This is a genomic window from Cupriavidus sp. 10L45, assembly GCF_056395225.1.
In genome coordinates, this window is record NZ_JBFTJC010000007.1 from 1 (window position 1) to 25,818 (window position 25,818).

Below are 25,818 nucleotides of genomic sequence, written 5' to 3' on the forward strand. Positions count from 1 at the left end.
GTCGGGTCGGAGGCCGCTCGCCCGGCTCCGGCCCCGCGCCAGCCGCGCCGCGCCGCCGCCCCGGCGGCCCCCGCATCGACCGACGGCGCTGCCGCCGGCGAGCCATACACGATCCAGCGCGGCGACACGCTGTCCAGCATTGCCGGCGATGCCGCGCAGGGCCAGGACGTGTCGCTCGAGCAGATGCTGCTCGCGCTGTATCGGAATAATCCGAATGCATTCATCGGCGGCAACATCAACCGGATCAAGTCCGGCGCGGTGTTGAAGGTGCCGAGCGCCCAGCAGGCGCAGTCCGTGAGCCCGCGCGAAGCTCGCCGCGAGGTCGTGGCGCGCACGCAGGGCTTCGACAGCTACCGCAGCCGTCTGGCCGCCGCCGCTGCCGCGAAGTCCGTGGAAGCGGGCTCGGGGCGTGAGCAGTCCGGCAACGTGACGGCGCGCGTGCAGGACACCACGGTGCCCGCCGCCGGTCCGCGCGACGAACTGAAGCTGAGCAAGGCAGACCGCGCCGCGCAGGCCAAGGCGCAAGCCCAGGCCGAAGCCGAAGTGGCCTCGCAGCGCAAGCTGAAGGACGCCGAGTCGAAGCTGGCCCAGCTCGAGAAGAACGTCACGGACATGCAGCGCCTGATGGAGCTGAAGAATGCCGAGATCGCCAAGCTGAACCAGGCCAAGGCGGCTCCGGCCCAGGCTGCTGCGCCGGCCACGCCGGCGGCCAGCACCGCGCCGACCGTGGTGCCCGCCGAGCCGGCCAAGCCCGCTGACACGGCGACTGCCGCGACGAGCACGGCCACGCCGACGCCGGCTCCGGCCGCCACGGCAGCTGCACCGGCCTCCGCAGCCGATGCCGCCGCGCCGGCCGCAGCCGCTGTGGCTGCAACGGCCGCCGCTTCGGCGCCGCAGGCAGACGCCGCCGCACCCGCCCCGGCCGCCGCCGCTTCCGCCCCTGTGGCCGTGAAGAAGCCCGCGCCGCGCGTGCAGCCCGCACCGGTACCGGAACCCTCGTTCCTGGACGAACTGCTGGGCAACCCGATGCTGCTGCCGGGCGCCGGCCTGCTGGTCGCGCTGCTGGGCGGCTATGCCGTCTATCGTCGCCGCCAGAAGCAGAAGACCGCTGACAACGGCGGCTTCGGCGACAGCATCCTGTCGCAGGAAAGCACGGTGATGGCCGGTGGCCATTCGCTGTTCGGCACCGCCGGCGGCCAGAGCGTGGATACCTCGCAGCACAGCGTGTTCGGCGCCGATTTCCGGATCGGCAACAACTCGCCGGAAGCTACCGAGGTGGACCCGATCGCCGAGGCGGAGGTGTATATTGCCTACGGGCGCGACGTGCAGGCCGAAGAAATCCTGCGCGAAGCGCTGCAACAGAGCCCGGAGCGTCAGGCCATTCGCCTGAAGCTGCTGGAGATTTACAACACTCGCCAGGATGTGGAAGGTTTCCGAGTGATTGCAGAAGAAATGTTCGCCCAGACGGGCGGGCAAGGCGCGGACTGGCTGCAGGCCGCCGAAATGGGTCGCAAGCTGGACCCGAGCAATGCCTTGTATTTGTCGGTAGCGCCGGACGCCACGGCCGAAGTGGATACCACCACGCCGGTCGCGGACCAATGGCGCACGCAGGACCCCGCGCACAACCTCGAGCAACCGCCGCGCGAGCCCGCCATGGCGGATCTGGCGCTGCCGCTCGACGCCTTCCCGGCGCCCGCGCCGGGGGAGCCCATCGTGGCACCGGAGTCGGCCTCGCTGGTATTCGGTAACGAATTCCAAGCGGAACCGGTGGCACGTCTGGATGACGTACTCGACGAAAGCCACGACACCGGCCTCGACATGCCGGCTGACCTGGAAAGCCGCCACCTGGCCGWGGTGCCGGCGCTCGATACCCCGACGCGTTCGCGTCCGCTGGAGTTCGACATGTCGGGCATCTCGCTCGACCTGAACCCCGGCAGCGCCGGCAAGTCGGCGGGCAACGACCCGCTGGCCGACTCGGTGCCGCTCCCGGCGCCGACGATGCTGCAGAACGGCCGTCTGGCCGAGCCGATCGACCTGAGCCGCGTGACGTCCGAGGGCGGTGGTGACACCACCCACGGCGTGTCCGCCAGCACCCTGTCCGCCAACGGCATGGACGGCGGCCGCGACATGCAGATCAAGCTCGACCTGGCCCGTGCCTACATCGAGATCGGCGACAAGGAAGGGGCCCGCGAACTACTCCAGGAAGTGGTGGATCAGTCGCAAGACCCGCTCCAGGCCGAAGCGCGCACGCTGCTGCGCGAGGTGGCCTGACCGGTAGCGGTCACGCGTCGGAAAACGGCCTGCAAAGGCCGGTATGATGGAGGGCTTGCACGGCGCCACGCCGTTGCGGCCCGAAGCGATGCGCCGGAAGCGTCCCTTCCGGCGCATTTTCTTTTGGGATCCATGAATCGCATCGCCATCGGGCTTCAGTACGACGGGTCGGCCTTCTCGGGCTGGCAGGCGCAACCGCACCGCAATACCGTGCAGAACCATCTGGAAGACGCCATCGAGCGTTTTGCCGGGACTCGCCTGCTGACCACGGTGGCGGGGCGTACCGATGCCGGCGTGCATGCGCTCGGGCAGGTGATTCATCTCGATACCGAACTCTCGCGCGACAAGTTTTCCTGGGTGCGCGGCATCAACGCCTTCCTGCCGCCGTCGGTCGCCCTGCAATGGGCCGAGCCGGTGGACGAGGGCTTCCACGCGCGCTTCCTGGCGTTCGAGCGCAAGTATTACTACGCGCTCTACACCGGCCCGCACCGCGTGCCAATGCTGCATGGCCGCGCCGGCTACCTGATGCTCCCGCCGGGCCAGCAGCTCGACGTGGACGCCATGCGCGCCGCCGCGAGCTGCCTGCTGGGCGAGCACGATTTCTCGGCCTTCCGCGCCGCCGAATGCCAGGCCAAGTCGCCCATCAAGACGATGTACGACGTGACCCTGAAGGCCGACGGCAACTGGGTCTTCCTGCGCTTCCGCGCCAGCGCCTTCCTGCACCACATGGTGCGCAACCTGATGGGTTCCCTCGTAGCGGTAGGGCGGGGCCGCTATCCGGTGAGCTGGATGGCCGAAGTGCTGGCCGGCCGCGACCGCCGCCTGGCTGCGCCCACCTTCATGCCCGATGGCCTCTACCTGGCCGGCGTGAAGTATCCTGAGCCGTACCGGCTGCCCGCCGCGGACCCGTCCGCGAGCTTTTTCCACGGAGTCTTTACCGATGACGGCGCCTGATTTCAGCCAGATGCCCGGCCGCACCCGCGTCAAGATCTGCGGCCTGACCCGCGAGGACGACGTACGCGCCGCCGTGGATGCCGGCGCCGACGCCATCGGCCTGGTCTGCTACGCCGGCAGCCCGCGCTATGTGGACGTGGCGCGCGCGGCGGCACTGGCCGAGCGAGTCGCGCCGTTCGTCTCGGTGGTTGGCCTGTTCGTCAATGCCGATGCCGAGGAAGTGGCCCACGTGGCGCAGCGGGTGCCGTTGACGCTACTTCAGTTCCACGGTGACGAGACCCCCGAGCAGTGCGCGGAGATCGCCCGGCGCTGCCGGCTGCCCTTCATGCGTGCGGCCCGTGTTCGTCCGGGGCTCGATTTGGTAGAATTCGCCGATCAATACCGTGACGCCGCCGGCCTGTTGCTCGATGCCTTCGTGGAAGGCTATGGCGGTGGCGGCCACGTCTTCGACTGGACCCTGATTCCCGGCCAATGGCTTCCGACCGATCCGGCGCTGGTTTCCACCTCGCAGCCGGCACCCTCCGTGCCCCCCAAGGGCAGCCCGAACGCAAACGGCGCTCCTCGCATCGTTTTGAGTGGTGGGTTGAACGCGCAAAACGTCGCTGGCGCGATTGAGCGCGTGCGCCCCTATGCCGTGGATGTGAGCAGCGGCGTGGAGGCGTCGAAGGGCGTGAAGGACCACGCCCGCATTGCCGCGTTCGTGCGTGCCGTGCGCATGGCGGAAGCAGGGTGACCCGGGGCCTCCCGGACCCGTTCCCGCCGCCTGCCGGCCGCATCCCCGAATTTCAGCGCCCCTGCCCGAACCGGGCCGGTGCGCCATCCTGAGAGCCTGGACATGTACGACTTGCCCGATTTCCGTGGCCATTTCGGCCCCTATGGCGGCACCTTCGTTTCCGAAACGCTGGTTCACGCGCTGGACGAGCTGCGCGAAGCCTATGCGCAATCCCAGAACGATCCCGCGTTCGACGCCGAATACCGGCGCGAGCTGAAGCACTTCGTCGGCCGCCCGTCGCCGATCTACCATGCGCAGCGCTGGAGCGAGACGCTCGGCGGGGCCCAGATCTTCCTCAAGCGCGAAGACCTGAACCACACCGGCGCGCACAAGATCAACAATGTGATTGGTCAGGCGATTCTGGCCCGCAAGATGGGCAAGAAGCGCGTGATTGCCGAAACCGGCGCCGGCATGCACGGCGTGGCCACGGCGACGATCGCCGCGCGCTTCGGCATGGAATGCGTGGTCTACATGGGGGCCGAGGACGTGCAGCGTCAGGCCGCCAACGTCTACCGCATGAAGCTGCTCGGTGCCACCGTCGTGCCCGTGGAGTCCGGCTCGCGCACGCTCAAGGACGCGCTCAATGAAGCGATGCGCGACTGGGTGACCAACGTGGAATCCACGTTCTACATCATCGGTACCGTGGCGGGCCCGCACCCGTACCCGATGATGGTGCGTGACTTCCAGTGCGTGATCGGCGAGGAAGCCAAGGTGCAGATGCCCGAGTTGGCCGGCCGCCAGCCAGACGCGGTCATCGCGTGCGTGGGAGGTGGCTCCAATGCGATGGGCATCTTCTATCCGTATATCGACTATCCCGATGTGCAGCTGATCGGCGTGGAAGCCGCCGGCGACGGCCTGGAGACGGGCCGCCACGCGGCGTCGCTGACCGGCGGCTCGCCGGGCGTGCTGCACGGCAACCGCACCTACCTGCTGCAGGACGCCAACGGCCAGATCATCGAGACCCATTCGGTCTCGGCCGGCCTGGACTACCCGGGCGTGGGTCCCGAGCACGCGTGGCTCAAGGACATCGGCCGCGCGCAGTACGTGCCGATTACCGACGACGAGGCGCTCAAGGCCTTCCATGACTGCTGCCGCATCGAGGGCATCATCCCGGCGCTGGAGTCGAGCCATGCCATCGCCTACGCCTGCAAGCTGGCGCCGACGCTGCCGAAGGACAAGCTACTGCTGGTGAACCTCTCCGGACGGGGCGACAAGGACATGCACACCGTGGCCGAACGTGCGGGGCTGAAGCTCTGATGCAAGTGCTGCCTCCCGAATCCGACCTGCTGGACTCCTCCGCGTTGCGGCTCTATCAGGAAGACGTGCTGGAAGGGATCTCCAAGATCCCCGACGGCTCCATCGATCTCGTCGTGGCTGACCCGCCCTATGGGCTGGGCAAGGACTACGGCAACGATTCCGACCGCCTCTCGGGCCAAGCCTACCTGGAATGGTCCGAGCGGTGGATGGACGCCATCGTGCCGAAAATCGCGCCGCGCGGCTCGCTCTACCTGTTCTGCACGTGGCAGTACTCGCCCGAGCTGTTCGTGATGCTCAAGCAACGGTTGACCATGATCAACGAGATCATCTGGGACCGCCGCGTGCCGAGCATGGGAGGCACCACGCGCAAGTATTCGTCGGTGCATGACAACATCGGCTTCTTCGCCCGCCAGCGCGACTACTACTTCGACCTCGACCCGGTACGGATTCCGTACGACGCCGAGACCAAGAAGGCGCGCAGCCGGCCGCGCTTCGAGGGCAAGAAGTGGCTCGAGGTGGGATACAACCCGAAGGACCTGTGGAGCGTGTCCCGCATCCATCGCCAGGACCCCGAGCGCGCCGACCATCCGACCCAGAAGCCGCTCGAGATCGTGGAGCGGATGGTGCTGGCGAGCTGCCCGCCGGGCGGGCTCGTGCTCGATCCGTTCACGGGCAGCGGCACCACCGCCGTGGCCTGCGTGCGCCATGGCCGGCGCTTCGTCGGCTATGAGATGAATCCTGAGTACGCGCAACTGGTGCGCCAGCGGGTGGAGGCGGCGATCCCCCTGGTCACGCCCGCCGTGCCGGATCCGGTTCAACCCGCAGTACCCGCCGCCAATGACGATGCCGCGGAAGCCGATGCCGCCGTCCAACGCCTTATCTAATTCCTGACATGTCCCGCATCCAGAAGACTTTCGCGGCCTTGGCCGCGCAGCAGAAGAAGGGCCTGATTCCGTTCATCACCGCCGGGGATCCGGCGCCCGGCCTGACCGTGGACCTGATGCACGCGTTGGTGGCCGGTGGCGCCGATGTGATCGAACTCGGCGTGCCGTTCTCGGACCCGATGGCCGACGGCCCGGTGATCCAGCGCGCATCCGAGCGGGCGCTCGCGCAGGGCGTGACGCTGACGCAGGTGCTCGCCTGGGTCGCAGAATTCCGAAAAACCGACGCCAGCACGCCCGTCGTGCTGATGGGCTACGCCAACCCGATCGAGCGGATGGGCGACGAGGCCTTCGCCAAGGCCGCCCGCGCGGCTGGCGTGGACGGCGTGCTCGTGGTCGACTATCCGCCCGAGGAGTGCGAGGCGTTTGCCGCCCTGATGCGCGCCAATGAGATGGATCCCATCTTCCTGCTCGCCCCGACCTCCACCGATGCGCGCATCGAGGCGGTGGCGAAGGTCGCCAGCGGCTATCTTTATTACGTGTCGCTGAAGGGCGTGACCGGCTCGGCCACGATCGACCTGGAAAGCGTGGCGAGCCGCCTGCCACTGATCAAGCGCCACGCCAACCTGCCGGTGGGCGTGGGCTTCGGCATCCGCGATGCCCAGACCGCGCGCGCCATCGGCAGCGTGGCGGACGCCGTGGTGATCGGCAGCCGTCTGGTGCAACTGCTGGAAGACGCCCCGCGCGACCAGGCAGTGACCGCGCTGCGCGACTTCATCGCCGAAATCCGCGAGGCCCTGGACGCCTGAGCCGCGGCAAAACGTGACGCCATGCCGACATCGACATGGCTTGATTGTGATCGATGTATCACAATCGATGCGATTTGCTTCGGCCAGACCGGCCCGGCATGGTAAATTCGCGGCCTGATTCCCTGCCGTCTCACCGTCAGCGCCTGCGCATGCAGGCTGGCGCGCGGGCGGCGGCTATCCGTAAGGAGCTTTCATGAGCTGGTTGGATAAACTCCTGCCTCCCAAGATTCAACAGACCGACCCCTCCACCCGCAAGGGCATTCCGGAAGGGCTGTGGGTCAAGTGCCCGGCGTGCGAGTCCACGCTGTACCGGACCGACGTCGAGGCCAATCTGCACGTCTGCCCGAAGTGCGACCACCATATGCGCATCCGCTCGCGCGAGCGGCTGGACGCGCTGCTGGACGCCGAAGGCCGCTATGAAATCGGCCAGGAAATCGTGCCGGTGGACGCGCTGAAGTTCAAGGACACCAAGAAGTACCCGGACCGCATCAAGGCCGCCATGGAAGAGACTGGCGAGACCGATGCGATGGTCGTCATCGGCGGTGCCATCCACACCATTCCGGTGGTGGTGAGCTGCTTCGAGTTCGAGTTCATGGGCGGTTCGATGGGCTCCGTGGTGGGCGAGCGCTTCGCGCGCGGCGCGCAGGCGGCGCTCGAGCAGAAGGTGCCGTTTATCTGCATTACCGCCACGGGCGGCGCGCGCATGCAGGAAAGCCTGCTGTCGCTGATGCAGATGGCCAAGACCACGGCCATGCTGAACCAGCTGGCCAACGCCAAGCTGCCGTTCATCAGCGTGCTGACGGACCCGACCATGGGCGGCGTCTCGGCCAGCTTCGCCTTCCTGGGCGACGTGGTGATTGCCGAACCCAAGGCGCTGATCGGCTTTGCCGGCCCGCGCGTGATCGAGCAGACCGTGCGCGAGAAGCTGCCGGAAGGCTTCCAGCGTGCCGAGTTCCTGCTGCAGAAGGGCGCGATCGACATGATCGTCGACCGTCGCAAGCTGCGCGCCGAGCTGGCGCAACTGCTGGCGCTGCTGCAGAAGCAACCGGCGGACGCGGTAGCCTGACGCGATTCGTGTGAATGCAGGACAATGGCGCGGGTGCCCCCACCCGCGCCATTTTGTTTTTCCAGTTTTGAATCTGGTTTTCCCATGCCCATCTTCCACAATCTCCCCGACTGGCTGACCCATCTGGAAAGCGCCCACCCCGTGGGCATCGACATGGGCCTGACCCGCATCACGCGCGTCAAGGAAGCGCTGGGCCTGCGCATCGACGCGGTGGTCTTCACCGTGGGCGGCACCAACGGCAAGGGTTCGACGTGCGCGATGCTCGAGTGCATCCTGCTCGAGGCCGGCTACAAGGTCGGCATGCATACCTCGCCGCACCTGATCACGTTCAACGAGCGCGCGCGCATCAACGGGGAGATGGCCACGGACGCGCAGCTGCTGCCGCACTTCGAAGCCGTCGAGCGCGCCCGCACGAGCTTTGCCGATCCGGTCAGCCTGACCTATTTCGAATTCACCACGCTGGCCATCATCCACGCCTTCGCGGCGGCCGGGCTCGACGCCATCATCCTCGAAGTGGGCCTCGGCGGACGGCTGGACGCGGTGAATGTGATCGATACGGACTGCGCGGTCATCACCAGCGTGGACATCGACCATACCCAGTACCTCGGCGACACGCGCGAGAAAATCGGCTTCGAGAAGGCGGGCATCTTCCGCCCGAACGTGCCGGCGATCTGCGGCGACCCGATGCCGCCGAAATCGCTGATCGACCATGCGGAAGCCATCGGCGCGGAATTGTGGCTCGTGGGCCGCGATTTCCACCATCAGGCGGCCAAGGGGCAGGAACGGCAGCAATGGGACTGGATTGGTCCGGACCGCAAGCTGAACGGCCTGGGCTACCCGGCGCTGCGCGGCGCCAACCAACTGCTGAACTCCTCGGCGGCGCTCGCGGCGCTGCAGGCCATGCGTCCGCGCCTGCCGGTGAGCGCGCAGGAGGTGCGTAACGGGCTCGCCTTCGTCGAATTGCCGGGCCGGTTCCAGGTGATGCCGGGCCGTCCGGCGGTGATTCTCGATGTGGCGCACAATCCACATGCAGCCGCCACGCTGGGTCAGAACCTCGAGAACATGGGCTTCTTTCGCTACACCTACGCGGTGTTCGGGGCGATGGCAGACAAGGACATTGCCGGCGTACTAAGCCACGTGGCGGACAAGGTGGACCACTGGTGCTTCTGCGACCTGCCCACCGACCGCGCCGCCAGCGCGGCGGACCTGCGCGAGCAGCTTGAGGCAGGCGGCTTCCGCGAGGGCCCGGACAATACGGCCGCGTGCTTCTCCAGTCCGGAATTGGCGTATCGCGATGCCATCGAGAGAGCGACCGAGAATGATAGAATCCTGGTCTTCGGGTCGTTCTATACGGTGGCCGGCGTGCTCGCGTATCGCGCCACGCAGGCGAATTGATCGCCGCCGGAATGACATCGCACCGAATCACTCTCTAGGCATCGGCATCCATGGGCCTGCTTTCGCTGTTCTCGTCCCGCAAGGGCTCTGATCCGGCACCGGAGCGCGGTCGTCGTACGCGCGCGGATGTGGGCGCTGGCGTCGGCGCGTCGCGCCGGTTGAACGAGGAATACGCCGACGACACCCTCGACCCCGACTTCCCGCAGAAGCAACGCGCGCGGCGCCGCCTGATTGGCGCCGTGGTACTGCTCGTGGCGGCGGTCATCGTGCTGCCTATCGTCTTCGAACACAAGCCCCGTCCGGTATCGGAGGACGTGGCGGTCAAGGTAGCCAACGGGCAGGGCGCTACGCAGAAGCCGAAGGTGGAGGCGCGCAAGGCCGATCCGCTGCCACCCACGCCGTCCGCCACGCGCAATGACGCCGCGCTGGACGCCGGCGAGGAACTCGTCAGCGCGCCAGCCGCGGCCGACAAGCCGCGTGCCGATGCCAAGCCAGAAGCCAGGCCCGATACCAAGGTCGCCGAGACCAAGCCCGCCGACAAGCCGGCTGACAAGGCCACCGGCAGCGGCAAGTTCATGATCCTGATTGGCGCGTTCTCGTCCGAAGAGCGTGCGAAGAACTGGCTGGCCAAGCTCAAGGCGAGCAAGGTGCCGGCCTATGTGGAGAAAAAGACGCTTGCCGACGGCGAGCGGATCCTGCTGCGCGCCGGCCCGTTCACCGATCGTGACGCCGCCGATGCGGCCGACAAGAAGGTCAAGGCCGTGGGCCTGACCTCCAAGGTGGTGGAACTGTAAATCGCCCCCATCTGACGGGTCATCTGCCAGGAACAAGCGCCAGACGCATGGCTTTTACTTTTTTCGATTACGGCGTTGCCTTCATCCTCGTGGCCTCGGGCCTGATCGGCATCCTGCGCGGGCTGGTCCGCGAGGTGCTGGCCCTGGTGGGCTGGGTGGTGGCCTTCCTGCTGGCCTACCACTTCGGCGCGATGGCAGCCCAGTGGATGCCGGAAACGCTGCCCGGCGGGCAGCTCACGCGCAGTGCGCTGGGCTTCCTCGCAGTGTTTCTGGGTACCTGGATCGTGTCGGCACTGGCCGGCGCCATCCTCGGCCAGTTGCTGGAAACCACGGGCCTGAAGCCCGCGGATCGCGGCCTGGGGCTGGTATTCGGCCTCGCGCGCGGCGTGCTGATCGTGATGCTGGTCGTGGTGCTGGCCGGGCTCACCAAGCTGCCGGAAGAACAATTCTGGCGCGACGCGGTGTCGCGCCCCTATGTGATGCAGGCCATGGACGAGTTGCGGCAATGGCTGCCGCCGGACCTGGCCAAGTATGTAAAGACCTGAAGTCAACGCGGGTCCCGACGCCTCCTACCGGATTGCAGCCGGGACCGCGCCCCTGAATCAAAGTTGCCTTTCCTGGGAGTGCGGCATGTGCGGTATCGTCGGCGTGGTTTCCACCAGCCCTGTCAACCAATTGATCTATGACAGCCTGCTGCTGTTGCAACACCGCGGACAGGATGCAGCTGGCATCGCCACGGCCAACGGCAGCACCTTCCACATGCACAAGGCCAACGGCCTCGTGCGCGATGTGTTCCGCACCCGCAACATGCGCGGCCTGCCGGGCACGTCCGGCATCGGCCAGGTGCGCTACCCGACGGCCGGCTCCGCCTCGAGCGAGGAAGAAGCCCAGCCGTTCTACGTGAGCGCGCCGTACGGCATCATCCTGGCCCACAACGGCAACCTGACCAACTCGGAACAGCTGCGCGAGGAGATGTTCCGCCGCGACCGTCGCCACATCAACACGCATTCGGACACCGAAGTGCTGCTGAACGTGCTGGCCGACGAACTCCAGCGCGGCAGCGACGGCCTGTCCCTGGACCCCGAGGCGATCTTCAAGGCCGTCTCCGGCATGCATCGCCGCGTGAAGGGTGCCTATGCGATTACCGCCCAGATCGCCGGCTACGGCCTGCTGGCTGTGCGCGACCCGTTCGGCATCCGCCCGCTCTGCATCGGCAGCGTCGACACCCCGACGGGCAAGGAATACCTGATCGCGTCGGAATCCGTGGCGCTGGAAGGCATGGGTTATCGCATGGAGCGCGACGTGGCGCCCGGTGAGGCCATCTTCATCGACATGGACGGCAAGTTCTACAGCAAGCAGTGCGCCGAGAACCCGGTGCTGACGCCCTGTATCTTCGAGTACGTGTACCTGGCCCGCCCGGATTCGTGCATCGATGGCGTGCCCGTCTACGACGCGCGCCTGCGCATGGGTGACTACCTGGCCGAGAAGATCCGCCGCGAAGTGTCCTCCGGCGACATCGACGTGGTCATGCCGATTCCCGACTCGAGCCGCCCGGCCGCCATGCAGGTGGCCAACTCGCTCGGCGTGGATTACCGCGAGGGCTTCTTCAAGAACCGCTACGTTGGCCGCACCTTCATCATGCCGGGCCAGGCCGTGCGCAAGAAGTCGGTACGCCAGAAGCTCAACGCCATGGGCGTGGAGTTCAAGGGCAAGAACGTGCTGATCGTCGACGATTCCATCGTGCGCGGCACCACCTCGCTCGAAATCGTCCAGATGGCCCGCGACGCTGGCGCCAACAAGGTGATCTTCGCCTCGGCCGCGCCGCCGGTGAAGTACCCGAACGTGTACGGCATCGACATGCCCACGCGCAGCGAACTGGTGGCCCACGGCCGCACCGACGAGGAAGTGGCGCAGATGATCGGCGCCGACAAGCTCGTGTACCAGGACGTGGAAGCGATGAAGCAGGCCGTGCGCGACATCAATCCGGCGCTGCGCGACTTCGACGCCTCGTGCTTCGATGGCCGCTACATCACCGGCGATATCGACGAGGAATACCTGGTGCGCCTGGAGACGGCGCGCAGCCAGGCTGACCGCGACGGCACCAATGCCGACACGGAGCGCTCGCAACTGCATCTGCAGCGCTCGGGCAACCACGATTAATCCGATCAGAAGACAGCCAGCAGCATGAGCGAACCGTTCCAACCAGAGTCCCTCGGCATCGATACCCTCGGCGTGCGCGCCGGCACGCTGCGCAGCAGCGAGTTCATGGAGCACTCCGAGGCGATGTACCTGACCTCGAGCTTCTGCTTCCACAGCGCCGCAGAGGCGGCCGAGCGGTTTGCCAACTCGGAAGAGGGCTACACGTACTCGCGCTTCACCAACCCCACGGTGTCGATGTTCCAGTCGCGGCTGGCGGCGCTGGAGGGCGGCGAGGCGTGCATGGCCACGGCATCGGGCATGAGCGCGATCCTCTCCGTGGCGCTGGCGTCGCTGCAATCGGGTGACCATCTGGTCAGCTCGCGGTCGATCTTCGGCTCGACCATGACGCTGTTCAACACGATCCTGGCCAAGTTCGGCGTGGAGACGACCTACGTGGACACGGGCGACCTGTCCGCGTGGCGCGCCGCCGTGCGCCCGAATACGAAGCTGTTCTTCCTGGAAACGCCGTCGAATCCGCTGACCGAGGTCTCGGACATCGCGGCGATTGCCGACATCGCCCACAATGCGGGCGCGCTGTTCGTGGTAGACAACTGCTTCTGCTCGCCGGCGCTGCAGCAGCCGATCAAGTTCGGCGCGGACGTGGTGGTGCACTCGGCCACCAAGCACATCGACGGCCAGGGGCGGGTGCTGGGCGGCGCGGTGGTCGGCAAGCACGACTACATCATGGGCAAGCTCTTCCCGTTCGTGCGCACGGCCGGCCCGACGCTGTCCGCGTTCAATGCGTGGGTGATGCTCAAGGGCATGGAGACGCTGGCCATCCGCATGGAGCGGCATTCGCAGAGCGCGTTGGCGGTGGCCGAGTTCCTGGAGTCGCACCCGGCCGTGGCCAAGGTGTACCACCCGGCGCTGAAGTCCCACCCGCAGTACGACATCGCCATGCGCCAGCAGAGCGGCGGCGGGGCGATCGTCTCGTTCGAGCTGAAGGGCGCCACGCCCGAGCAGCAGCGCGCCAATGCCTGGCGAGTGATCGACAGCACGAAGGTGTGCTCGATCACGGGCAACCTCGGCGACACGCGCACGACCATCACGCATCCGTACACCACCACGCACGGCCGCGTGGCGCCGGAAGCGAAGGCGGCGGCGGGCATCACCGAAGGGCTGATCCGCTTGTCCGTGGGACTGGAATCGGTGGTCGACCTGAAGGCCGACCTGCTGCGCGGGCTCGGCCAGTAAGCCAGTAAGTCGTATCGTTTTAACCCCTCTCCCGGTGCCGGGAGAGGGCGTACCCCTCAGCGCAGCATCCTGCGCCGCAGCAGCACCAGCGCCACCAGCAGCGCGGCCACGGCGTACACCGCCAGCACGGCCAGGTGCAATCCCCCATGTTCCACCGGACGACCCAGCATCAGGGGGCGAATCAGCGCCACCGCGTGGGCCAGCGGCAAGACCTGCGTCGCGGCCTGGGCGCCGGCCGGCAATTGCTCCAACGGGAAGAACACGCCCGAGAGCAGCAGCATCGGCGTCATCACCAGCGTCTGGTAGAACATGAAGAAGTCGTAGCTCGGCGCCAGTGCCGTGACGATCATCGCCAGACTCGCGAAGGCGATGCCCGCCAGCACGATCACCGGCAGCGCCGCCAGCGCGCCCGGGAACTGCGCGTAGCCGAGCGCGCCCGCCACCAGCATGATCGCCACGCCGGACAGCACGGCCTTGCTGGCCGCCCAGAGGATCTCGCCCAGCACCACGTCGCCCAACGTCAGCGGGGCATGCATGATGGCCTCCCACGTGCGCTGCACGTGCATGCGGGAGAACGCGGAATACATCGACTCGAAGCTCGCCGACATCATCACGCTTGACGCCGTGGTGCCCGCCGCCAGGAAGGCGATATACGACACCCCGTGCACCTCCCCGACCAGCAGGCCCAGCCCCAGGCCGAGGCCGAACAGGTAGATCATCGGGTCGGCCAGGTTGCCGATCATCGACGGAATGGCGAGCTTCTTCCACACCATGTAGTTGCGATACCAGACCATCATCCAGTTGCGCGCATTGCGTGGCAGCAGCGGTTGGGGATAGTGCTGGCGGGGTGGCGGCGCGGGGCGTGGCACGGTGGCCGCCACGTCGGGCGTGCGGGGGTCCTGTTCGCTCATTTCAGTCTCTCATGTCGCGGCCGGTCAGCTTGAGGAACACGTCCTCAAGGTTGGCCGGCCGGTGCAGGTAGCGCACGCTGCCATTCCCGTGCAGCGCGGCCAGCAGTGGGCCCGGTTCGCGCACGTAGCAGAACAGCGTCTCGCCCCGCATCTCCGTCCGTTCGGCTAGCGGCGTCACGCGTTGGCGCAGCGGCTCCAGTTCGTCGCCGTAGACCTCCACCACATCGCAGCCGATTTCCCGGTCGATCAGTTCGTGGGGCTTGCCTTCGGCAATCTTGCGGCCACCGTCGATCACGCAAAGGTGATTGCAAAGGCGCTCGGCCTCTTCCATGAAGTGCGTGGTCAGCAGGATGGTCTTGCCCGCCGCGATCAGCGACTTCAATCGCTCCCAGATCAGGTGGCGCGCCTGCGGGTCCAGGCCGGTGGTGGGCTCATCCATGACCAGCAGGTCCGGATCGTTGATCAGTGCCCGCGCCACGGTCAGGCGGCGGCGCATGCCGCCGGAGAGGTCGCGTACCTGCGCGTCGGCCCGGTTCTCCAGCCGCGCGAACTCCAGCAGCATCGGCACGCGCCGTGCAATCTCGGCCGATGACAGGCCGAAATAGCGCCCGAAGATGCGCAGGTTCTCGATCACGGAAAAATCCGGGTCGAGGTTGTCGAACTGCGGCACCACCCCCACGCGCATGCGCGCCTGTGGCGCCCGCTGCGGAATCGGCTCCCCGCACAGCATGAGCGTGCCGGAGGCCGGCGTGGTGAGGCCCAGCAGCATGCGCAGCGTGGTGGTCTTGCCGGCGCCATTGGGGCCGAGCAGGCCGAAACACTGGCCGCGCTGGACTTCGAGGTCGAGGTTGTCGACGACGACCGTGTCGCCATACAGCTTGCGCACGTTGCGCATCTGCAGGATGGGAGGGGTAGCAGCAGTCAAGGCGAAGGCCCGGTGAGTGCGATCCCGCCATTATGCCGGTTTGCGGGTATCGTTCCGGAGTGCGGGGCCAATCCTCCGCGATGACAGGGGAGACAAGATGAGTGTGGAAGAAGTGCTGGCCCAGTGGCAGGCCGACGAGGAGCGTGTTCGGGCACAACTGGCACCGGTGGGGCTGATTACGCGCGACCAGCTGCGCGCGCGCTCCGGGGCGGAGTTTTTCGACGATATCCTGTCTGGCAAGCTGCCGGGCATCCCCATCGGCAATCTGGTCGGCTTTGTGCCGGTGGCGTTCGAGGCGGGCCGCGTGGTGTTCCAGGGCACGCCGGGGCCGGAGCACTACAATCCACTCGGCACCGTGCATGGCGGCTACGCGGCCACGCTGCTCGATTCCTGCGTGGGATGTGCCGTACACAGCATGTTGCCGGCCGGGAAGGGCTATACGACGCTGGAACTCAAGGTGAACTACGTGCGCCCGCTGACCAGCAGCACCGGCCCCGTGCGCGCGGAGGGCAACGTCGTGAGCCTGACCAACCAGATCGGCATTGCCGAAGGGCGGCTCACGGACGCGCAGGGCAAGCTCTACGCCTACGCCACCACCACGTGCCTGGTATTTCCGCTGCCGGTCTGAGCGGGGCGCGACGCAGATCCAACAACAAGGAGAACATCATGACGTTTGAACACTGGCTGGCGTTCGCGCTGACGAGCCTGGTGCTGCTGGTTATTCCGGGGCCGACGATCTTGCTTGTGATTGGCGATGCACTCGCCCACCGAGGCCGCAGCGCGTTTGCCACGGTGGCCGGGGTAGCGGCGGGGGATCTGACGGCTTTCACCCTGTCGATGGCCGGACTGGGCGCGGTGCTGGCGGCTTCGGCCACGCTGTTCACGGCGCTGAAGTGGGCCGGGGCGGCCTATCTGGTCTATCTGGGTGTGCAGGCGTTGCGCTCGGCCAGCCGTGCCAGCGCGCTCGACGTGCCGGCGCAGGCAGGCAGCGCGGGGCAGCGTTTCGCCAAGGCGTGGCTGGTGACGGCGCTGAACCCGAAGAGCATCGTGTTTTTCGTGGCATTCGTGCCGCAGTTCCTGGACGCGCATCAGGCGTTCTGGCCGCAGGCTGCGGTGCTGATCCCGACCTTCGTGGTGCTGGCCAGCGCCAACGCCATGGTCTACGCGCTGCTGGCGCGCTCCCTGGCCACCCGACTGACCACGCGCCGTGCGCAGGCCAATGTGCAACGTGCCGGCGGCATCACCCTGATCGGGGCCGGCGCGCTGATCGCCACGCGCACTTGATGGGTTGAATTGGGACGAAAAAAAACCGCCAGCATGCTGGCGGTTTTTTATGCAATGCGCGAATCAGTAGAGCTTCTTCGGCAGCATTTGCATGCGCAGACGCTTACGCAGACGCGACTCGGCAGCCTTCTTCTTGCGCTTGCGCTCGGTCGTCGGCTTTTCGTAGGCGGTACGGCTCTTCAGTTCCACGATCAGGCCAGTCTGCAGAATGGCGCGACGGAAACGACGCATTGCAACTTCAACGGGTTCACCCGGCTTCAGAACGATCTTAGTCAACTCAGTCCTTTGAGGGAATGCCGCGGGGCGGCGGGTTCATACGAGGGGGAAACGTCGTCGCTGTGGGGCTCCGGAGCCTTCTGCGACGGTGGTATTGCACGCTGCGGCGAATGCCGAGGTGCGCCCCCGTCGAACCTGCAAGCTTGGACCGGGGTCCGGACTGCCAGTGTCAGGGGTGAAGGGCCAAATTTTCCTACGTAGTAAAAAACTTGGCGAGATACCTGTTTCCTTGGATATTGCGCAAATGATACGCCGGTAAGCTTTTACAGGTATACGAGCCCGGAGTCAAGATCAAGGCGCGCACGGGCCGCATATCCGCGAAAAATGCGTGGAAAAGTGCCCGATAGGACGTGCGAATGTGGGATGGATGGCGCCGATGGAGGGGCCCCGGCCACCTCCAGTCCACCCGCCGCGAGGGGGCAGGCGAAGGCTGCCGCTGTGCTTTCATGGATTCTCGCTAACCACAACAAGACGAGGAGAAGGGCCATGATTCGCAAGTTGCTGCGTCAGAGCGCATGCGCGCTGGGCATACTCGGGTGCCTGTTCACGGTGTCCAGCCCGGCACATGCCGGCTACACCACGACCAAGTATCCGATTGTCCTGATCCACGGCTGGGGCGGCTGGGACAGCCTCGCCGGCTTCTACAGCTACTTCTACGGCATTCCGCTGGCGCTGGAGGCCGATGGCGCCGACGTGTATGTCTTGCAGGTGTCGGCGGTCAACAGCACCGAGACGCGCGGCGAGCAGGCGCTCGAGCAGATCCAGCAGATCCTGGCCGCGACGGGCGCCGAGAAGGTCAACCTGATCGGCCACAGCCATGGCGGGCCGACCTCCCGCTATGTGGCCGGCGTGCGCCCCGATCTGGTGGCGTCGGTCACGGCGGTCGGCGCGCCGAACTGGGGGGTGCCGTTCGCCGACGCCGCCAATGGCCTCGGCAATTTCAGCCAGTCCGTGGTGAACAGCGTCACGACGGCTGTCGGCACCTTGATCGACCTGCTGTCGGGTGGCGGCCAGCCACAGAGTTCGGCAGCGGCGCTGGCCTCCCTGTCGACGCCCGGCATGAGCGCGCTCAACGCCCAGTTCCCGGGTGGGCTTCCCAGCACATACTGCGGCACCGGCGCGCCCGTCGCCAACGGGGTGCGCTACTACTCGTGGGGTGGGGACCGCGTGGTGACCAACGGCGCGGATGCCAGCGACGCCGCACTGATCGCCCTCAACGCGGCGAACACCGAGACGAGTGACGGCGCGATCCCGACCTGCAGCATGCACCTCGGCCAGTTCATCAAGGCCTATCACCTCAACCACCTCGACGAGATCAACCAGTTGGCAGGGCTGAGCAACGTGTTCGAGACCAATCCGATCACCATCTATCGCCAGCACGCCAACCGGCTGCAGCAAGCAGGGCTGTAATCGGTATGGGCATCCGTACGCGCGCTATGACTGGGGCCGTCGTTGCGGTGGTGGCCGTGGTGGCGATCCGGTCGCTGCCAGGCGACCCGGCATCGCCGCCCGCCACACCCGTTGCGACGACGGATGCCGCCGTGCCCCCAGCGATGGGGCAGGTGGCATCGGACGATGACGCGACGGCTGCTTCCTTGCCGATTCCGTCCCACCTGCGGGGCGTGGCAGTCGACGGTGGGGTCGACCTCGATCGCAACGGCAGTCTGATCTTCAATCGCAAGCTCAAGAACCTGTTTCACCACATGATCGGCATGGCCGAGGGGGATCCCGCGCGGCTGTCTGGCGTGCGGGAGAGCCTCCGGACGTGGCTGCTGGAGCAGGCCACGCCAGCAACCGCGCGAGACGAAGTCATGGCGGCGTTCGATCGCTATATGACCTATCTCGAGGCGGCGTCCCACGTGCAACTACCGTCGCAATCGCCCGGCGATCTTGAACGCGTCTATCAGACCCTCGCCTTGTTGCGCCGTCAGCATCTGGGTCAAGTGATGGCCGAGGGCTTCTTCGCCGAGCAGGAATCGCTGGATCGCTATACCGTCGAGCAGCGCCGGGTCCTGGCGGATGACACGCTGAGCCCGGATGAGCGCAAGCAGCGTCTCGATGCGCTGGCGCAGCAGTTACCCGAGTCGCTGTCCCGGCCTTTGGCACAAACGCGCAAGATTTCGCAGCTGGCGCAGGACACCGAGTCACTGCGCGCAAGCGGTGCCAGCCAGGAGGCGATCGACCGCCTGCGAACCGAGCGCTTCGGCCCCGAGGCCGCCGAGCGATTCCGCGCGCTCGACCAGCAGCAGGCCCACTGGAAGCAACGTCTGGTGAGCTATCAGGCAGAGCGGGATGCGATACGCGCGGACAGCAGTCTCGCGCCGGAGGCCCAGGCGCGCGCGATCGATGAACTCGTCGCCAGGCGCTTCAGCGGCACCGAGGTCGTGCGGGTCCGGGGTTTGGGAAACTACTGAGAGGGGAGGGTGCTGCGAAGGGCAAGCAGAAAACAAAAAAGCCAGCAGGCGCTAACCTGCTGGCTTCTGTATTTCTTGGCTCCCCGACCTGGGCTCGAACCAGGGACCTACGGATTAACAGTCCGGCGCTCTACCAACTGAGCTATCGGGGAACAGCTGAGAAGGAAATTATAACCAGCCTCTCTTCGTTTCGTCAACAACTTTTCAACGTTTTATTATCCATCGAAAGCTGCTGCAAAAACTCTGGTTCGCCTCGAAACCGGCCTGCAGCGGGCGTTTCCGCCGATTGCTGCGTATCGTGTTCGACAGCGAGGCCGCATTATAGCGAGCTTTTCGATTTGTGCAAACAAAAAAACCGCCCGAGGGCGGTCTTTCTGCATCGGCACTCGACAAGCTTAGTCGAACACCGGCGATTCCACGCCGAGGATCTTGTGCAGCTTCGGCGAAGTCGTCGTGTACTGCATGTGGATCTTCTTCTCGGGGAAGATGTACGGGGCGGCGCCGAACGCGGCCAGCGCGCACTCGTGGAAGCCCGACAGAATCAGCTTCTTCTTGCCCGGGTAAGTGTTGATGTCGCCCACGGCGAAGATGCCCGGGATGTTCGTCTGGAACTTCTCGGTATCCACCTTGATCTGCTTGCGCTCGAGCTCGAGGCCCCACTCGGCGATCGGGCCGAGCTTCGGCGACAGGCCGAAGAACACCAGCAGGTCGTCCAGCGGCAGGCGGCGGGTGACGCCATCGGCACCCGTGACCTTGATTTCGGTCATCAGGCCGTCGCGTTCCTCGTAGCCGCTGATCTGGCCCACCAGGAATTGCATCTCCATCTGTTCGCACAGTTCCTTCATCTTGGCGACCGATGCCGGCGCGGCGCGGAAGCCGTCGCGGCGGTGGATCATCACCACCGATTCAGCCTTGCCAACCAGGTCCAGCGTCCAGTCCAGCGCGGAATCGCCGCCGCCCACGATGACCAGGTTCCGGCCGTGGAAGCGGCTCGGATCCTTCACGCGGTAGAACAGCTGCTTGCCGTCGAACTTGTCGATGCCTTCCACCTTCACGGTACGCGGCTGGAACGAACCCACGCCGGCGGCGATGAAGATGGTCTTGGTGATGAAGCGCGTGCCGGTCGAGGTCTCGACGAAGAAACGGCCGTCCTCGCGGCGCTCCACGACGGCGACTTCCTGGCCCAGGTGGAACGTGGGCTCGAACGGCTCGATCTGCTTGAGCAGGTTGTCGGTCAGCTCCTGGCCCGTGCAGATGGGCACGGCCGGGATGTCATAGATGGGCTTGTCCGGGTACAGCTCCACGCACTGGCCGCCCACTACCTTGAGCGAGTCGATCACGTGCGCCTTGATTTCGAGCAGACCCAGTTCGAAGACCTGGAACAGGCCAACGGGGCCGGCGCCAACGATCAGCGCGTCGATTTCCAGCGGCTGGCCGCCGGGATTGCCGCCGGCCTGCTGGGTCGCGTCGGCCACGGGATTTGGAATGCTCAAGTCCATATTCGTCCTGATACGTTTGTGGGCACGCTGTGCCCGGTATTGCGGAAAGCGCGTGGGGCGGCTTTCTTGTTGTGGTGTTGCCGGGCTCAGCGCTGCAGGTATTGCAGCTTGTCGGTGGCGTCCTTCCATTCCTCGGCCTCGGCCAGCGGGGCCTTGGTCTTGGTGATGGACGGCCACGAACGGGCCAGTTCGGCGTTCAGATCGATGAAATTCTGCTGATCGCCGGGGACGTCTTCCTCGGCATAGATCGCGTTGACCGGGCACTCGGCCACACACACGGCGCAGTCGATGCATTCGTCAGGGTCGATGGCCAGGAAGTTCGGGCCTTCGCGGAAACAATCGACCGGACACACATCAACGCAGTCGGTGTAGCGGCAACGGATGCAGGATTCGGTGACAACGTGAGTCATTTCGGTTCCAAAAAGCGGATCGGTCTTCGATGGGAAACAGTTCAGGCCACTTGTGATGCCGCCGCGCCCGGCCGCCGGACACGCGCGCACGCGCATGTCAATCGGTGGAAGTCGGGGCGCACGGGGGCCGTGGCCTTTCAAAGACCGATATTGTATCCGAGCCTTCCCGCAAGGATAGCGAGTCTATATAGCCGGGTCAGATAGTTTTCTTATTTCTTTATGTGCTTTTGGGCGCGAACCGGCCAAAAATGGCCCAGAATCGGCCTCGCAACCGCCTGTTGCGCCACGAAAGGCCCGCAACGGACTAGTATTCCCCTGTGTGGCCCGGGGGCTTTCGGGTCATTTTTTCGCCTTCTAGCTCGATTTTCGGGACGCGCCATGCCGATTTCGTACCGCCTGACCTGCCTGCTGATCGCCATTTCGCTGGCGCCGGCCGCCGGCGCGCAGCCGATGGGCGGAGGCGGCGGGAATATGGCCGACAGCGTTGTCTCGCGGCTCGTGGCATGGCGGGCGCGCACCGACCAGCCCGTGGCGCTGGCCGCGCTGACCGCCTTCGACTGGGACAGTTTCAGCGTGGTGCGGGCCCCGGCCGGCGACAGCATGGCCAACTGCAGCCGCGAGGGCCTGGTGCCGTGCGGGCCGGAATTGCATCCGCCGCCGGGCACGCAGGTGCAGGTGCTGCGGTTCGACCGGGCCGGCCAGCAGGTCTATCAGGAGCGGATCATGGTGCCATTGGGCAATTTTGCCGATCCGCTGCCCTCCGCGGTCACCCGCGCGCGGGCCACGCTGGTCACCTGCGCCGATGGCGGCGGCGCGCCGCTCTGGTGCCTGCAGTCGGGCGCGCAGCCGGGGGTGTCGACGGGCACGCAGCCGGGCCTGCGCTGGCTCGATGGCAGCTAGTCCATCCCGGGGCCTTCCCTGGCCATTCGGCCAGTTTCGGTTAGCATGTGGACCTCGTCCCCGGCATGCCGTTTGCGCCACGCTATGATCATCCGCTCCCTGCTAGACACCGACCTGTACAAGTTCACGATGATGCAGGTGGTGCTGCACCGCTTCCCGCAGGCCCAGGTCGAGTACCGGTTCAAATGCCGCAACGCGGGCGTCGACCTGACCCCGTATATCGACGAAATTCGCGCCGAAGTGGCCAGCCTCTGCCAGCTCCGCTTCACCGAGGAAGAGCTCGACTACCTGCGCAGCATGCGCTTCATCAAGAGCGATTTCGTCGATTTCCTGGCCCTGTTCCACCTGAGCGAGAAGCACGTCGCGATCACGGCGTCCGAGAAGGGCGGCGGCGAAATCGACATCACGATCCGCGGCCCGTGGCTGCACACGATCCTGTTCGAGGTGCCGTTGCTGGCCATCGTCAACGAGGTCTATTTCCGCCGTACCCAACCGGAGCCGGATCTGGCCGAGGGTCGTCGGCGCCTGGAGACCAAGCTCGCGCTGCTGAAGGCGGCACCGTACGCCGACTGCGTGATTGCGGACTACGGCACCCGCCGGCGTTTCTCGGGCGGCTGGCAGGAAGAGGTGCTGCTGACCTCGCGCGGCGTCCTTGGCGCGCAGCTCGCCGGTACCAGCAACGTCCACTTCGCGCGGCTGCACAATATGACCCCGCTCGGCACCATGGCCCACGAGTACCTGCAGGCCTGCCAGGCGCTCGGCCCGCGCCTGCGCGACTCGCAGGTCTACGCGCTCGACCACTGGGCGCAGGAGTATCGCGGCGACCTGGGCATCGCCTTGTCCGATACCTATGGATTCGATGCCTTCCTGCGCGATTTCGATCTCTTCTTCTGCAAACTGTTCGATGGCGTGCGGCACGATTCGGGCGATCCGCTCGAGTGGGGCGAGCGCATGCTCGCGCATTACGCCTCCCACCGCGTCGATCCGCGCAGCAAGACGCTGATCTTCAGCGATGCGCTGAACATCCCCAAGGTCATCGAGCTGTACGAGCGCTTCCGCGGCCGCTGCAAGCTGGCGTTCGGCGTGGGCACCAACCTGACCAACGACCTCGGCTACACGCCGCTCCAGATCGTCATCAAGATGGTGCGATGCAACGGCCAGCCCGTGGCGAAGCTCTCGGACACGCCCGAGAAGACCATGTGCGACGACCCCGGCTACCTGGCCTACCTGCGCCAGGTGTTCGCGATTCAGCCCCCGGCTTAACAACATTCACGCCCGGCGGCGCCCGCGTGCCGGCGCGGCCTTCTATAATCGGCCAGCCCCAGGAACCAACCCCTTACGCCATGGAAACCAACGCCGCCCGTGACCGCATCTTCGCCCGCATCCGCGCCGCCCAGGGCAGGGGGGCGAAGGTGACCACCGGCGAGCGCGAGGCCGTGGACGACTATCTCGCACGCCATCCGCAGGGCCCACAGCCGGACATCGCCGCCGATCGCATCGAGGCGTTCAGCCTGCAGGCGCAGAAGATGGCGTCCACCGTGGAGCGCGTGGCCACGCTGGCCGACGTGCCGGGCGCCGTCTCGCGCTATCTGGATGGCCTGGGCCTCGTGCGCCGCGCCGTGGCGTGGGACAGCCTGGGCGACCTGCCGTGGCAGGCGCAGGGGCTGGACGTGGCATGCCGGCCGCCGGCGCGCGATCCGCAGGTCGATCATGATCATGGCGACCTCGTCGGCATCACCGGCTGCTTCGTGGCGATTGCCGAGACCGGCTCGCTGATGCTGCTGTCGGGGCCGCAGACCTTCGCCTCGGCCGCGCTGCTGCCCGAGACCCATATCGCCGTAGTGCCGATTTCGCGCATCGTGGCGAACCTCGAGGAAGCCTTCGCGCGCATGCGTGCCGAGCATGGCCAGCTGCCGCGCGCCACCAATGTCATCAGCGGCCCGTCACGCACGGGCGACATCGAGCAGACCATCGTCCTCGGCGCCCATGGCCCGTACCGCGTGCACGTGATCCTCGTCGACCAGGACTGAGGGACAGCGCAGGTCCAATCCGAGGGCCGCCGGGCGTCACATTCCGGGTAATTCCAGCAGCATTTTCAGACCAGTCTCAAAGGGGTTTGCTTTACACTGGCCGCTTTCGAGACAAGGAGAACCTGCCCGATGATGCGACGCGCACGACGTGCCCTGGCACCGTGGCCCACCGCGATGCTTGCGGTCATCGCCCTGTTTCCGTCCATGGCCGGTGCCGCCGAGATCGATGGCGCCACGCTGTCGCCGCTCTGGGGCGTGCCGTTCGCCGGCGTTCTGCTGTCCATCGCGCTGTTCCCGCTGCTGGCCCCGCACTTCTGGCACCACCATTACGGCAAGGTGGCCGCGGCCTGGGGCGCGCTGTTCCTGGTGCCGTTCGCCATGCAGTTCGGCGTCCATGCCGCCGTGGCCAACACTGTGCACGCGCTGCTAGGCGAGTACATCCCGTTCATCGTGCTGCTGGGGTCGCTGTATGTGGTGGCCGGCGGCATCTGCGTGCGTGGCAACCTGCACGGCACGCCCCGGCTGAACACCGGCATCCTCGCGCTCGGGACCGTGCTGGCCAGCCTGATGGGCACCACCGGTGCGGCCATGCTGCTGATCCGGCCGCTGCTGCGCGCCAACGACAACCGCCGCCATGTGGCACACGTGGTGGTGTTCTTCATCTTCCTGGTGGCCAACGCGGGCGGTTCGCTGACGCCGCTCGGGGATCCGCCGCTGTTCCTGGGCTTCCTGAAGGGCGTCGAGTTCACATGGACGCTGCGCAACATCTTCCCCGAGACGGTGTTCCTGTGCGTGGCGCTGCTGGCGCTGTTCTATGTGGTCGACCGCCACTACTTCCTGAACAAGGAAGAGGAACTGCCGCGGGCGCAGGACCCCACGCCGGATTCCACGCGCCTTCAGATCGACGGCAAGATCAACTTCCTGCTGCTGGTGGGCGTGCTGGCACTGGTGCTGATGAGCGGGCTGTGGAAGCCGGGCATCGTGTTCGACGTGATGGGCACCGAGGTCACGCTGCCGGCGCTGATCCGTGATGTGCTGTTGGTGGGGATTACCATCGTGTCGCTGGTCGCCACGCCGCATAGCGCGCGCAGCGGCAACGAGTTCAACTGGGAGCCGATCCTCGAAGTCGGCAAGCTGTTCGCGGGCATCTTCCTGACGATCATCCCGGTCATCGCGATGCTCAAGGCCGGCACCGACGGCGCGTTCGCGGCGGTGATCCACGCGGTTAGCGATTCCTCCGGCCAGCCCATCGACAGCATGTACTTCTGGGCGACCGGTATCCTGTCCTCGTTCCTGGACAACGCGCCGACCTACCTGGTGTTCTTCAACACCGCCGGCGGCGACCCCGCCACCCTGATGACGCGCGACGCCTCGACGCTCGCCGCCATCTCGGCCGGCGCGGTGTTCATGGGCGCCAATACCTATATCGGCAATGCCCCCAACCTGATGGTGAAGGCCATTGCCGAAAGCCGCGGCGTGCGCATGCCGAGTTTCTTCGGCTACATGGCATGGTCCGGCGCCGTGCTGCTGCCGCTGTTCCTGGTGATGACGTTCCTCTTTTTCCACGTGTGACTGCC

The 25,818-nt window shown here is 66.3% G+C and carries 25 protein-coding genes and 1 tRNA gene; 20 read left to right on the top strand and 6 right to left on the bottom strand.

The window, feature by feature from the left end:
- From AC1DFU_RS13875 to AC1DFU_RS13930, 12 genes are all read left to right on the top strand, one after another.
- Window positions 1–2,271: motility hub landmark protein FimV (locus AC1DFU_RS13875; RefSeq protein WP_477159862.1), on the top strand; the 2,271-nt coding region annotated here is incomplete at its 5' end.
- 132 nt (window positions 2,272–2,403) lie between these two features.
- Entirely contained in the window at window positions 2,404–3,225 is an 822-nt protein-coding gene (gene truA, locus AC1DFU_RS13880; protein ID WP_441590541.1) for a tRNA pseudouridine(38-40) synthase TruA, read from the top strand.
- Window positions 3,212–3,958 carry a phosphoribosylanthranilate isomerase gene (locus AC1DFU_RS13885; RefSeq protein ID WP_441590540.1) on the top strand — a complete coding sequence of 249 codons (747 nt, stop codon included), beginning with the start codon at window positions 3,212–3,214 and terminating at the stop codon, window positions 3,956–3,958. The genes truA and AC1DFU_RS13885 overlap by 14 nt, the downstream gene beginning before the upstream one ends.
- A 102-nt stretch (window positions 3,959–4,060) precedes the next feature.
- Window positions 4,061–5,254: a tryptophan synthase subunit beta gene (gene trpB / locus AC1DFU_RS13890; RefSeq protein WP_441590539.1), complete on the top strand. Its 1,194-nt coding sequence runs from the start codon at window positions 4,061–4,063 to the stop codon at window positions 5,252–5,254.
- Entirely contained in the window at window positions 5,254–6,138 is an 885-nt protein-coding gene (locus AC1DFU_RS13895) for a DNA-methyltransferase (RefSeq protein ID WP_092290121.1), read from the top strand. The genes trpB and AC1DFU_RS13895 overlap by 1 nt, the downstream gene beginning before the upstream one ends.
- A gap of 8 nt (window positions 6,139–6,146) precedes the next feature.
- On the top strand, window positions 6,147–6,944 hold the full coding sequence (gene trpA, locus AC1DFU_RS13900) for a tryptophan synthase subunit alpha (RefSeq protein WP_092290113.1): 798 nt from the start codon (window positions 6,147–6,149) through the stop codon (window positions 6,942–6,944).
- 193 nt (window positions 6,945–7,137) lie between these two features.
- The gene (accD, locus tag AC1DFU_RS13905; protein WP_092290111.1) at window positions 7,138–8,010 is read left to right on the top strand and encodes an acetyl-CoA carboxylase, carboxyltransferase subunit beta; all 873 of its coding nucleotides are present in this window, start codon (window positions 7,138–7,140) and stop codon (window positions 8,008–8,010) included.
- Window positions 8,011–8,094: 84 nt separating this feature from the next.
- Window positions 8,095–9,405 (top strand): bifunctional tetrahydrofolate synthase/dihydrofolate synthase, encoded by a 1,311-nt coding sequence (gene folC, locus AC1DFU_RS13910; RefSeq protein ID WP_441590538.1) that lies wholly within the window; start codon window positions 8,095–8,097, stop codon window positions 9,403–9,405.
- 50 nt (window positions 9,406–9,455) lie between these two features.
- Window positions 9,456–10,199, top strand: coding sequence for an SPOR domain-containing protein (locus tag AC1DFU_RS13915; protein WP_092290107.1), 744 nt, complete (start codon window positions 9,456–9,458; stop codon window positions 10,197–10,199).
- Between the two features lie 47 nt (window positions 10,200–10,246).
- On the top strand, window positions 10,247–10,744 hold the full coding sequence (locus AC1DFU_RS13920; RefSeq protein WP_092290105.1) for a CvpA family protein: 498 nt from the start codon (window positions 10,247–10,249) through the stop codon (window positions 10,742–10,744).
- An 85-nt stretch (window positions 10,745–10,829) separates the two neighbouring features.
- On the top strand, window positions 10,830–12,359 hold the full coding sequence (gene purF / locus AC1DFU_RS13925) for an amidophosphoribosyltransferase (RefSeq protein ID WP_092290103.1): 1,530 nt from the start codon (window positions 10,830–10,832) through the stop codon (window positions 12,357–12,359).
- A 24-nt stretch (window positions 12,360–12,383) separates the two neighbouring features.
- A complete protein-coding gene (locus AC1DFU_RS13930; RefSeq protein ID WP_092290101.1) occupies window positions 12,384–13,592 on the top strand; it encodes an O-succinylhomoserine sulfhydrylase in 1,209 nt (402 codons plus the stop codon).
- Between the two features lie 56 nt (window positions 13,593–13,648).
- On the opposite strand, the gene AC1DFU_RS13935 is transcribed toward AC1DFU_RS13930, so the two are convergent.
- Window positions 13,649–14,503: an ABC transporter permease gene (locus AC1DFU_RS13935; RefSeq protein ID WP_092290099.1), complete on the bottom strand. Its 855-nt coding sequence runs from the start codon at window positions 14,501–14,503 to the stop codon at window positions 13,649–13,651.
- A gap of 1 nt (window position 14,504) precedes the next feature.
- Entirely contained in the window at window positions 14,505–15,398 is an 894-nt protein-coding gene (gene nodI, locus AC1DFU_RS13940; protein WP_369823373.1) for a nodulation factor ABC transporter ATP-binding protein NodI, read from the bottom strand.
- A gap of 127 nt (window positions 15,399–15,525) precedes the next feature.
- On the opposite strand from nodI, the gene AC1DFU_RS13945 reads away from it, so the two are divergent.
- A complete protein-coding gene (locus AC1DFU_RS13945; protein WP_092290095.1) occupies window positions 15,526–16,056 on the top strand; it encodes a PaaI family thioesterase in 531 nt (176 codons plus the stop codon).
- A gap of 38 nt (window positions 16,057–16,094) precedes the next feature.
- A complete protein-coding gene (locus AC1DFU_RS13950) occupies window positions 16,095–16,712 on the top strand; it encodes a LysE family translocator (RefSeq protein WP_092290093.1) in 618 nt (205 codons plus the stop codon).
- Window positions 16,713–16,775: 63 nt separating this feature from the next.
- On the opposite strand, the gene rpsU is transcribed toward AC1DFU_RS13950, so the two are convergent.
- The gene (rpsU, locus tag AC1DFU_RS13955; protein ID WP_029044331.1) at window positions 16,776–16,988 is read right to left on the bottom strand and encodes a 30S ribosomal protein S21; all 213 of its coding nucleotides are present in this window, start codon (window positions 16,986–16,988) and stop codon (window positions 16,776–16,778) included.
- Window positions 16,989–17,474: 486 nt separating this feature from the next.
- Here rpsU and AC1DFU_RS13960 point away from each other — a divergent pair, with 486 nt between their 5' ends.
- A complete protein-coding gene (locus tag AC1DFU_RS13960; protein ID WP_092290091.1) occupies window positions 17,475–18,398 on the top strand; it encodes an esterase/lipase family protein in 924 nt (307 codons plus the stop codon).
- 5 nt (window positions 18,399–18,403) lie between these two features.
- Window positions 18,404–19,402: a lipase secretion chaperone gene (locus AC1DFU_RS13965; RefSeq protein ID WP_441590537.1), complete on the top strand. Its 999-nt coding sequence runs from the start codon at window positions 18,404–18,406 to the stop codon at window positions 19,400–19,402.
- 76 nt (window positions 19,403–19,478) lie between these two features.
- Here the strand turns inward: AC1DFU_RS13965 and AC1DFU_RS13970 are convergent.
- The 3 genes from AC1DFU_RS13970 to fdxA all read right to left on the bottom strand — a co-directional run bounded on the left by AC1DFU_RS13970 (window position 19,479) and on the right by fdxA (window position 21,311).
- Window positions 19,479–19,554: transfer RNA gene (locus tag AC1DFU_RS13970), tRNA-Asn, on the bottom strand.
- 243 nt (window positions 19,555–19,797) lie between these two features.
- A complete protein-coding gene (locus AC1DFU_RS13975; RefSeq protein WP_092290087.1) occupies window positions 19,798–20,901 on the bottom strand; it encodes an NAD(P)/FAD-dependent oxidoreductase in 1,104 nt (367 codons plus the stop codon).
- 86 nt (window positions 20,902–20,987) lie between these two features.
- Entirely contained in the window at window positions 20,988–21,311 is a 324-nt protein-coding gene (fdxA, locus tag AC1DFU_RS13980) for a ferredoxin FdxA (RefSeq protein ID WP_092290086.1), read from the bottom strand.
- Between the two features lie 378 nt (window positions 21,312–21,689).
- Here fdxA and AC1DFU_RS13985 point away from each other — a divergent pair, with 378 nt between their 5' ends.
- The 4 genes from AC1DFU_RS13985 to AC1DFU_RS14000 all read left to right on the top strand — a co-directional run bounded on the left by AC1DFU_RS13985 (window position 21,690) and on the right by AC1DFU_RS14000 (window position 25,813).
- Complete coding sequence (locus tag AC1DFU_RS13985) at window positions 21,690–22,211, top strand: hypothetical protein (RefSeq protein ID WP_441590536.1); 522 nt, start codon at window positions 21,690–21,692, stop codon at window positions 22,209–22,211.
- Window positions 22,212–22,295: 84 nt separating this feature from the next.
- Window positions 22,296–23,474 (top strand): nicotinate phosphoribosyltransferase, encoded by a 1,179-nt coding sequence (gene pncB / locus AC1DFU_RS13990; protein ID WP_441590535.1) that lies wholly within the window; start codon window positions 22,296–22,298, stop codon window positions 23,472–23,474.
- An 80-nt stretch (window positions 23,475–23,554) separates the two neighbouring features.
- Window positions 23,555–24,241, top strand: a complete 687-nt coding sequence (locus AC1DFU_RS13995) for a LutC/YkgG family protein (protein WP_092290077.1) — start codon at window positions 23,555–23,557, stop codon at window positions 24,239–24,241.
- A 132-nt stretch (window positions 24,242–24,373) separates the two neighbouring features.
- Entirely contained in the window at window positions 24,374–25,813 is a 1,440-nt protein-coding gene (locus AC1DFU_RS14000; protein ID WP_092290851.1) for a sodium:proton antiporter, read from the top strand.
- Window positions 25,814–25,818: the final 5 nt, after the last annotated feature.

Bases quoted from the DNA above. Each gene is read 5' to 3' on its own strand.
- AC1DFU_RS13975 (WP_092290087.1), bottom strand. From the start codon at position 20,901: ATGGACTTGAGCATTCCAAATCCCGTGGCCGACGCGACCCAGCAGGCC.
- AC1DFU_RS14000 (WP_092290851.1), top strand. From the start codon at position 24,374: ATGCGACGCGCACGACGTGCCCTGGCACCGTGGCCCACCGCGATGCTT.
- AC1DFU_RS13895 (WP_092290121.1), top strand. From the start codon at position 5,254: ATGCAAGTGCTGCCTCCCGAATCCGACCTGCTGGACTCCTCCGCGTTG.
- truA (WP_441590541.1), top strand. From the start codon at position 2,404: ATGAATCGCATCGCCATCGGGCTTCAGTACGACGGGTCGGCCTTCTCG.
- AC1DFU_RS13930 (WP_092290101.1), top strand. From the start codon at position 12,384: ATGAGCGAACCGTTCCAACCAGAGTCCCTCGGCATCGATACCCTCGGC.
- trpA (WP_092290113.1), top strand. From the start codon at position 6,147: ATGTCCCGCATCCAGAAGACTTTCGCGGCCTTGGCCGCGCAGCAGAAG.
- AC1DFU_RS13965 (WP_441590537.1), top strand. From the start codon at position 18,404: ATGGGCATCCGTACGCGCGCTATGACTGGGGCCGTCGTTGCGGTGGTG.
- nodI (WP_369823373.1), bottom strand. From the start codon at position 15,398: ATGCGCAACGTGCGCAAGCTGTATGGCGACACGGTCGTCGTCGACAAC.
- accD (WP_092290111.1), top strand. From the start codon at position 7,138: ATGAGCTGGTTGGATAAACTCCTGCCTCCCAAGATTCAACAGACCGAC.
- trpB (WP_441590539.1), top strand. From the start codon at position 4,061: ATGTACGACTTGCCCGATTTCCGTGGCCATTTCGGCCCCTATGGCGGC.
- AC1DFU_RS13950 (WP_092290093.1), top strand. From the start codon at position 16,095: ATGACGTTTGAACACTGGCTGGCGTTCGCGCTGACGAGCCTGGTGCTG.
- AC1DFU_RS13985 (WP_441590536.1), top strand. From the start codon at position 21,690: ATGCCGATTTCGTACCGCCTGACCTGCCTGCTGATCGCCATTTCGCTG.
- AC1DFU_RS13915 (WP_092290107.1), top strand. From the start codon at position 9,456: ATGGGCCTGCTTTCGCTGTTCTCGTCCCGCAAGGGCTCTGATCCGGCA.
- AC1DFU_RS13920 (WP_092290105.1), top strand. From the start codon at position 10,247: ATGGCTTTTACTTTTTTCGATTACGGCGTTGCCTTCATCCTCGTGGCC.
- AC1DFU_RS13995 (WP_092290077.1), top strand. From the start codon at position 23,555: ATGGAAACCAACGCCGCCCGTGACCGCATCTTCGCCCGCATCCGCGCC.
- AC1DFU_RS13945 (WP_092290095.1), top strand. From the start codon at position 15,526: ATGAGTGTGGAAGAAGTGCTGGCCCAGTGGCAGGCCGACGAGGAGCGT.
- AC1DFU_RS13960 (WP_092290091.1), top strand. From the start codon at position 17,475: ATGATTCGCAAGTTGCTGCGTCAGAGCGCATGCGCGCTGGGCATACTC.
- AC1DFU_RS13885 (WP_441590540.1), top strand. From the start codon at position 3,212: ATGACGGCGCCTGATTTCAGCCAGATGCCCGGCCGCACCCGCGTCAAG.
- purF (WP_092290103.1), top strand. From the start codon at position 10,830: ATGTGCGGTATCGTCGGCGTGGTTTCCACCAGCCCTGTCAACCAATTG.
- pncB (WP_441590535.1), top strand. From the start codon at position 22,296: ATGATCATCCGCTCCCTGCTAGACACCGACCTGTACAAGTTCACGATG.
- folC (WP_441590538.1), top strand. From the start codon at position 8,095: ATGCCCATCTTCCACAATCTCCCCGACTGGCTGACCCATCTGGAAAGC.
- AC1DFU_RS13935 (WP_092290099.1), bottom strand. From the start codon at position 14,503: ATGAGCGAACAGGACCCCCGCACGCCCGACGTGGCGGCCACCGTGCCA.
- fdxA (WP_092290086.1), bottom strand. From the start codon at position 21,311: ATGACTCACGTTGTCACCGAATCCTGCATCCGTTGCCGCTACACCGAC.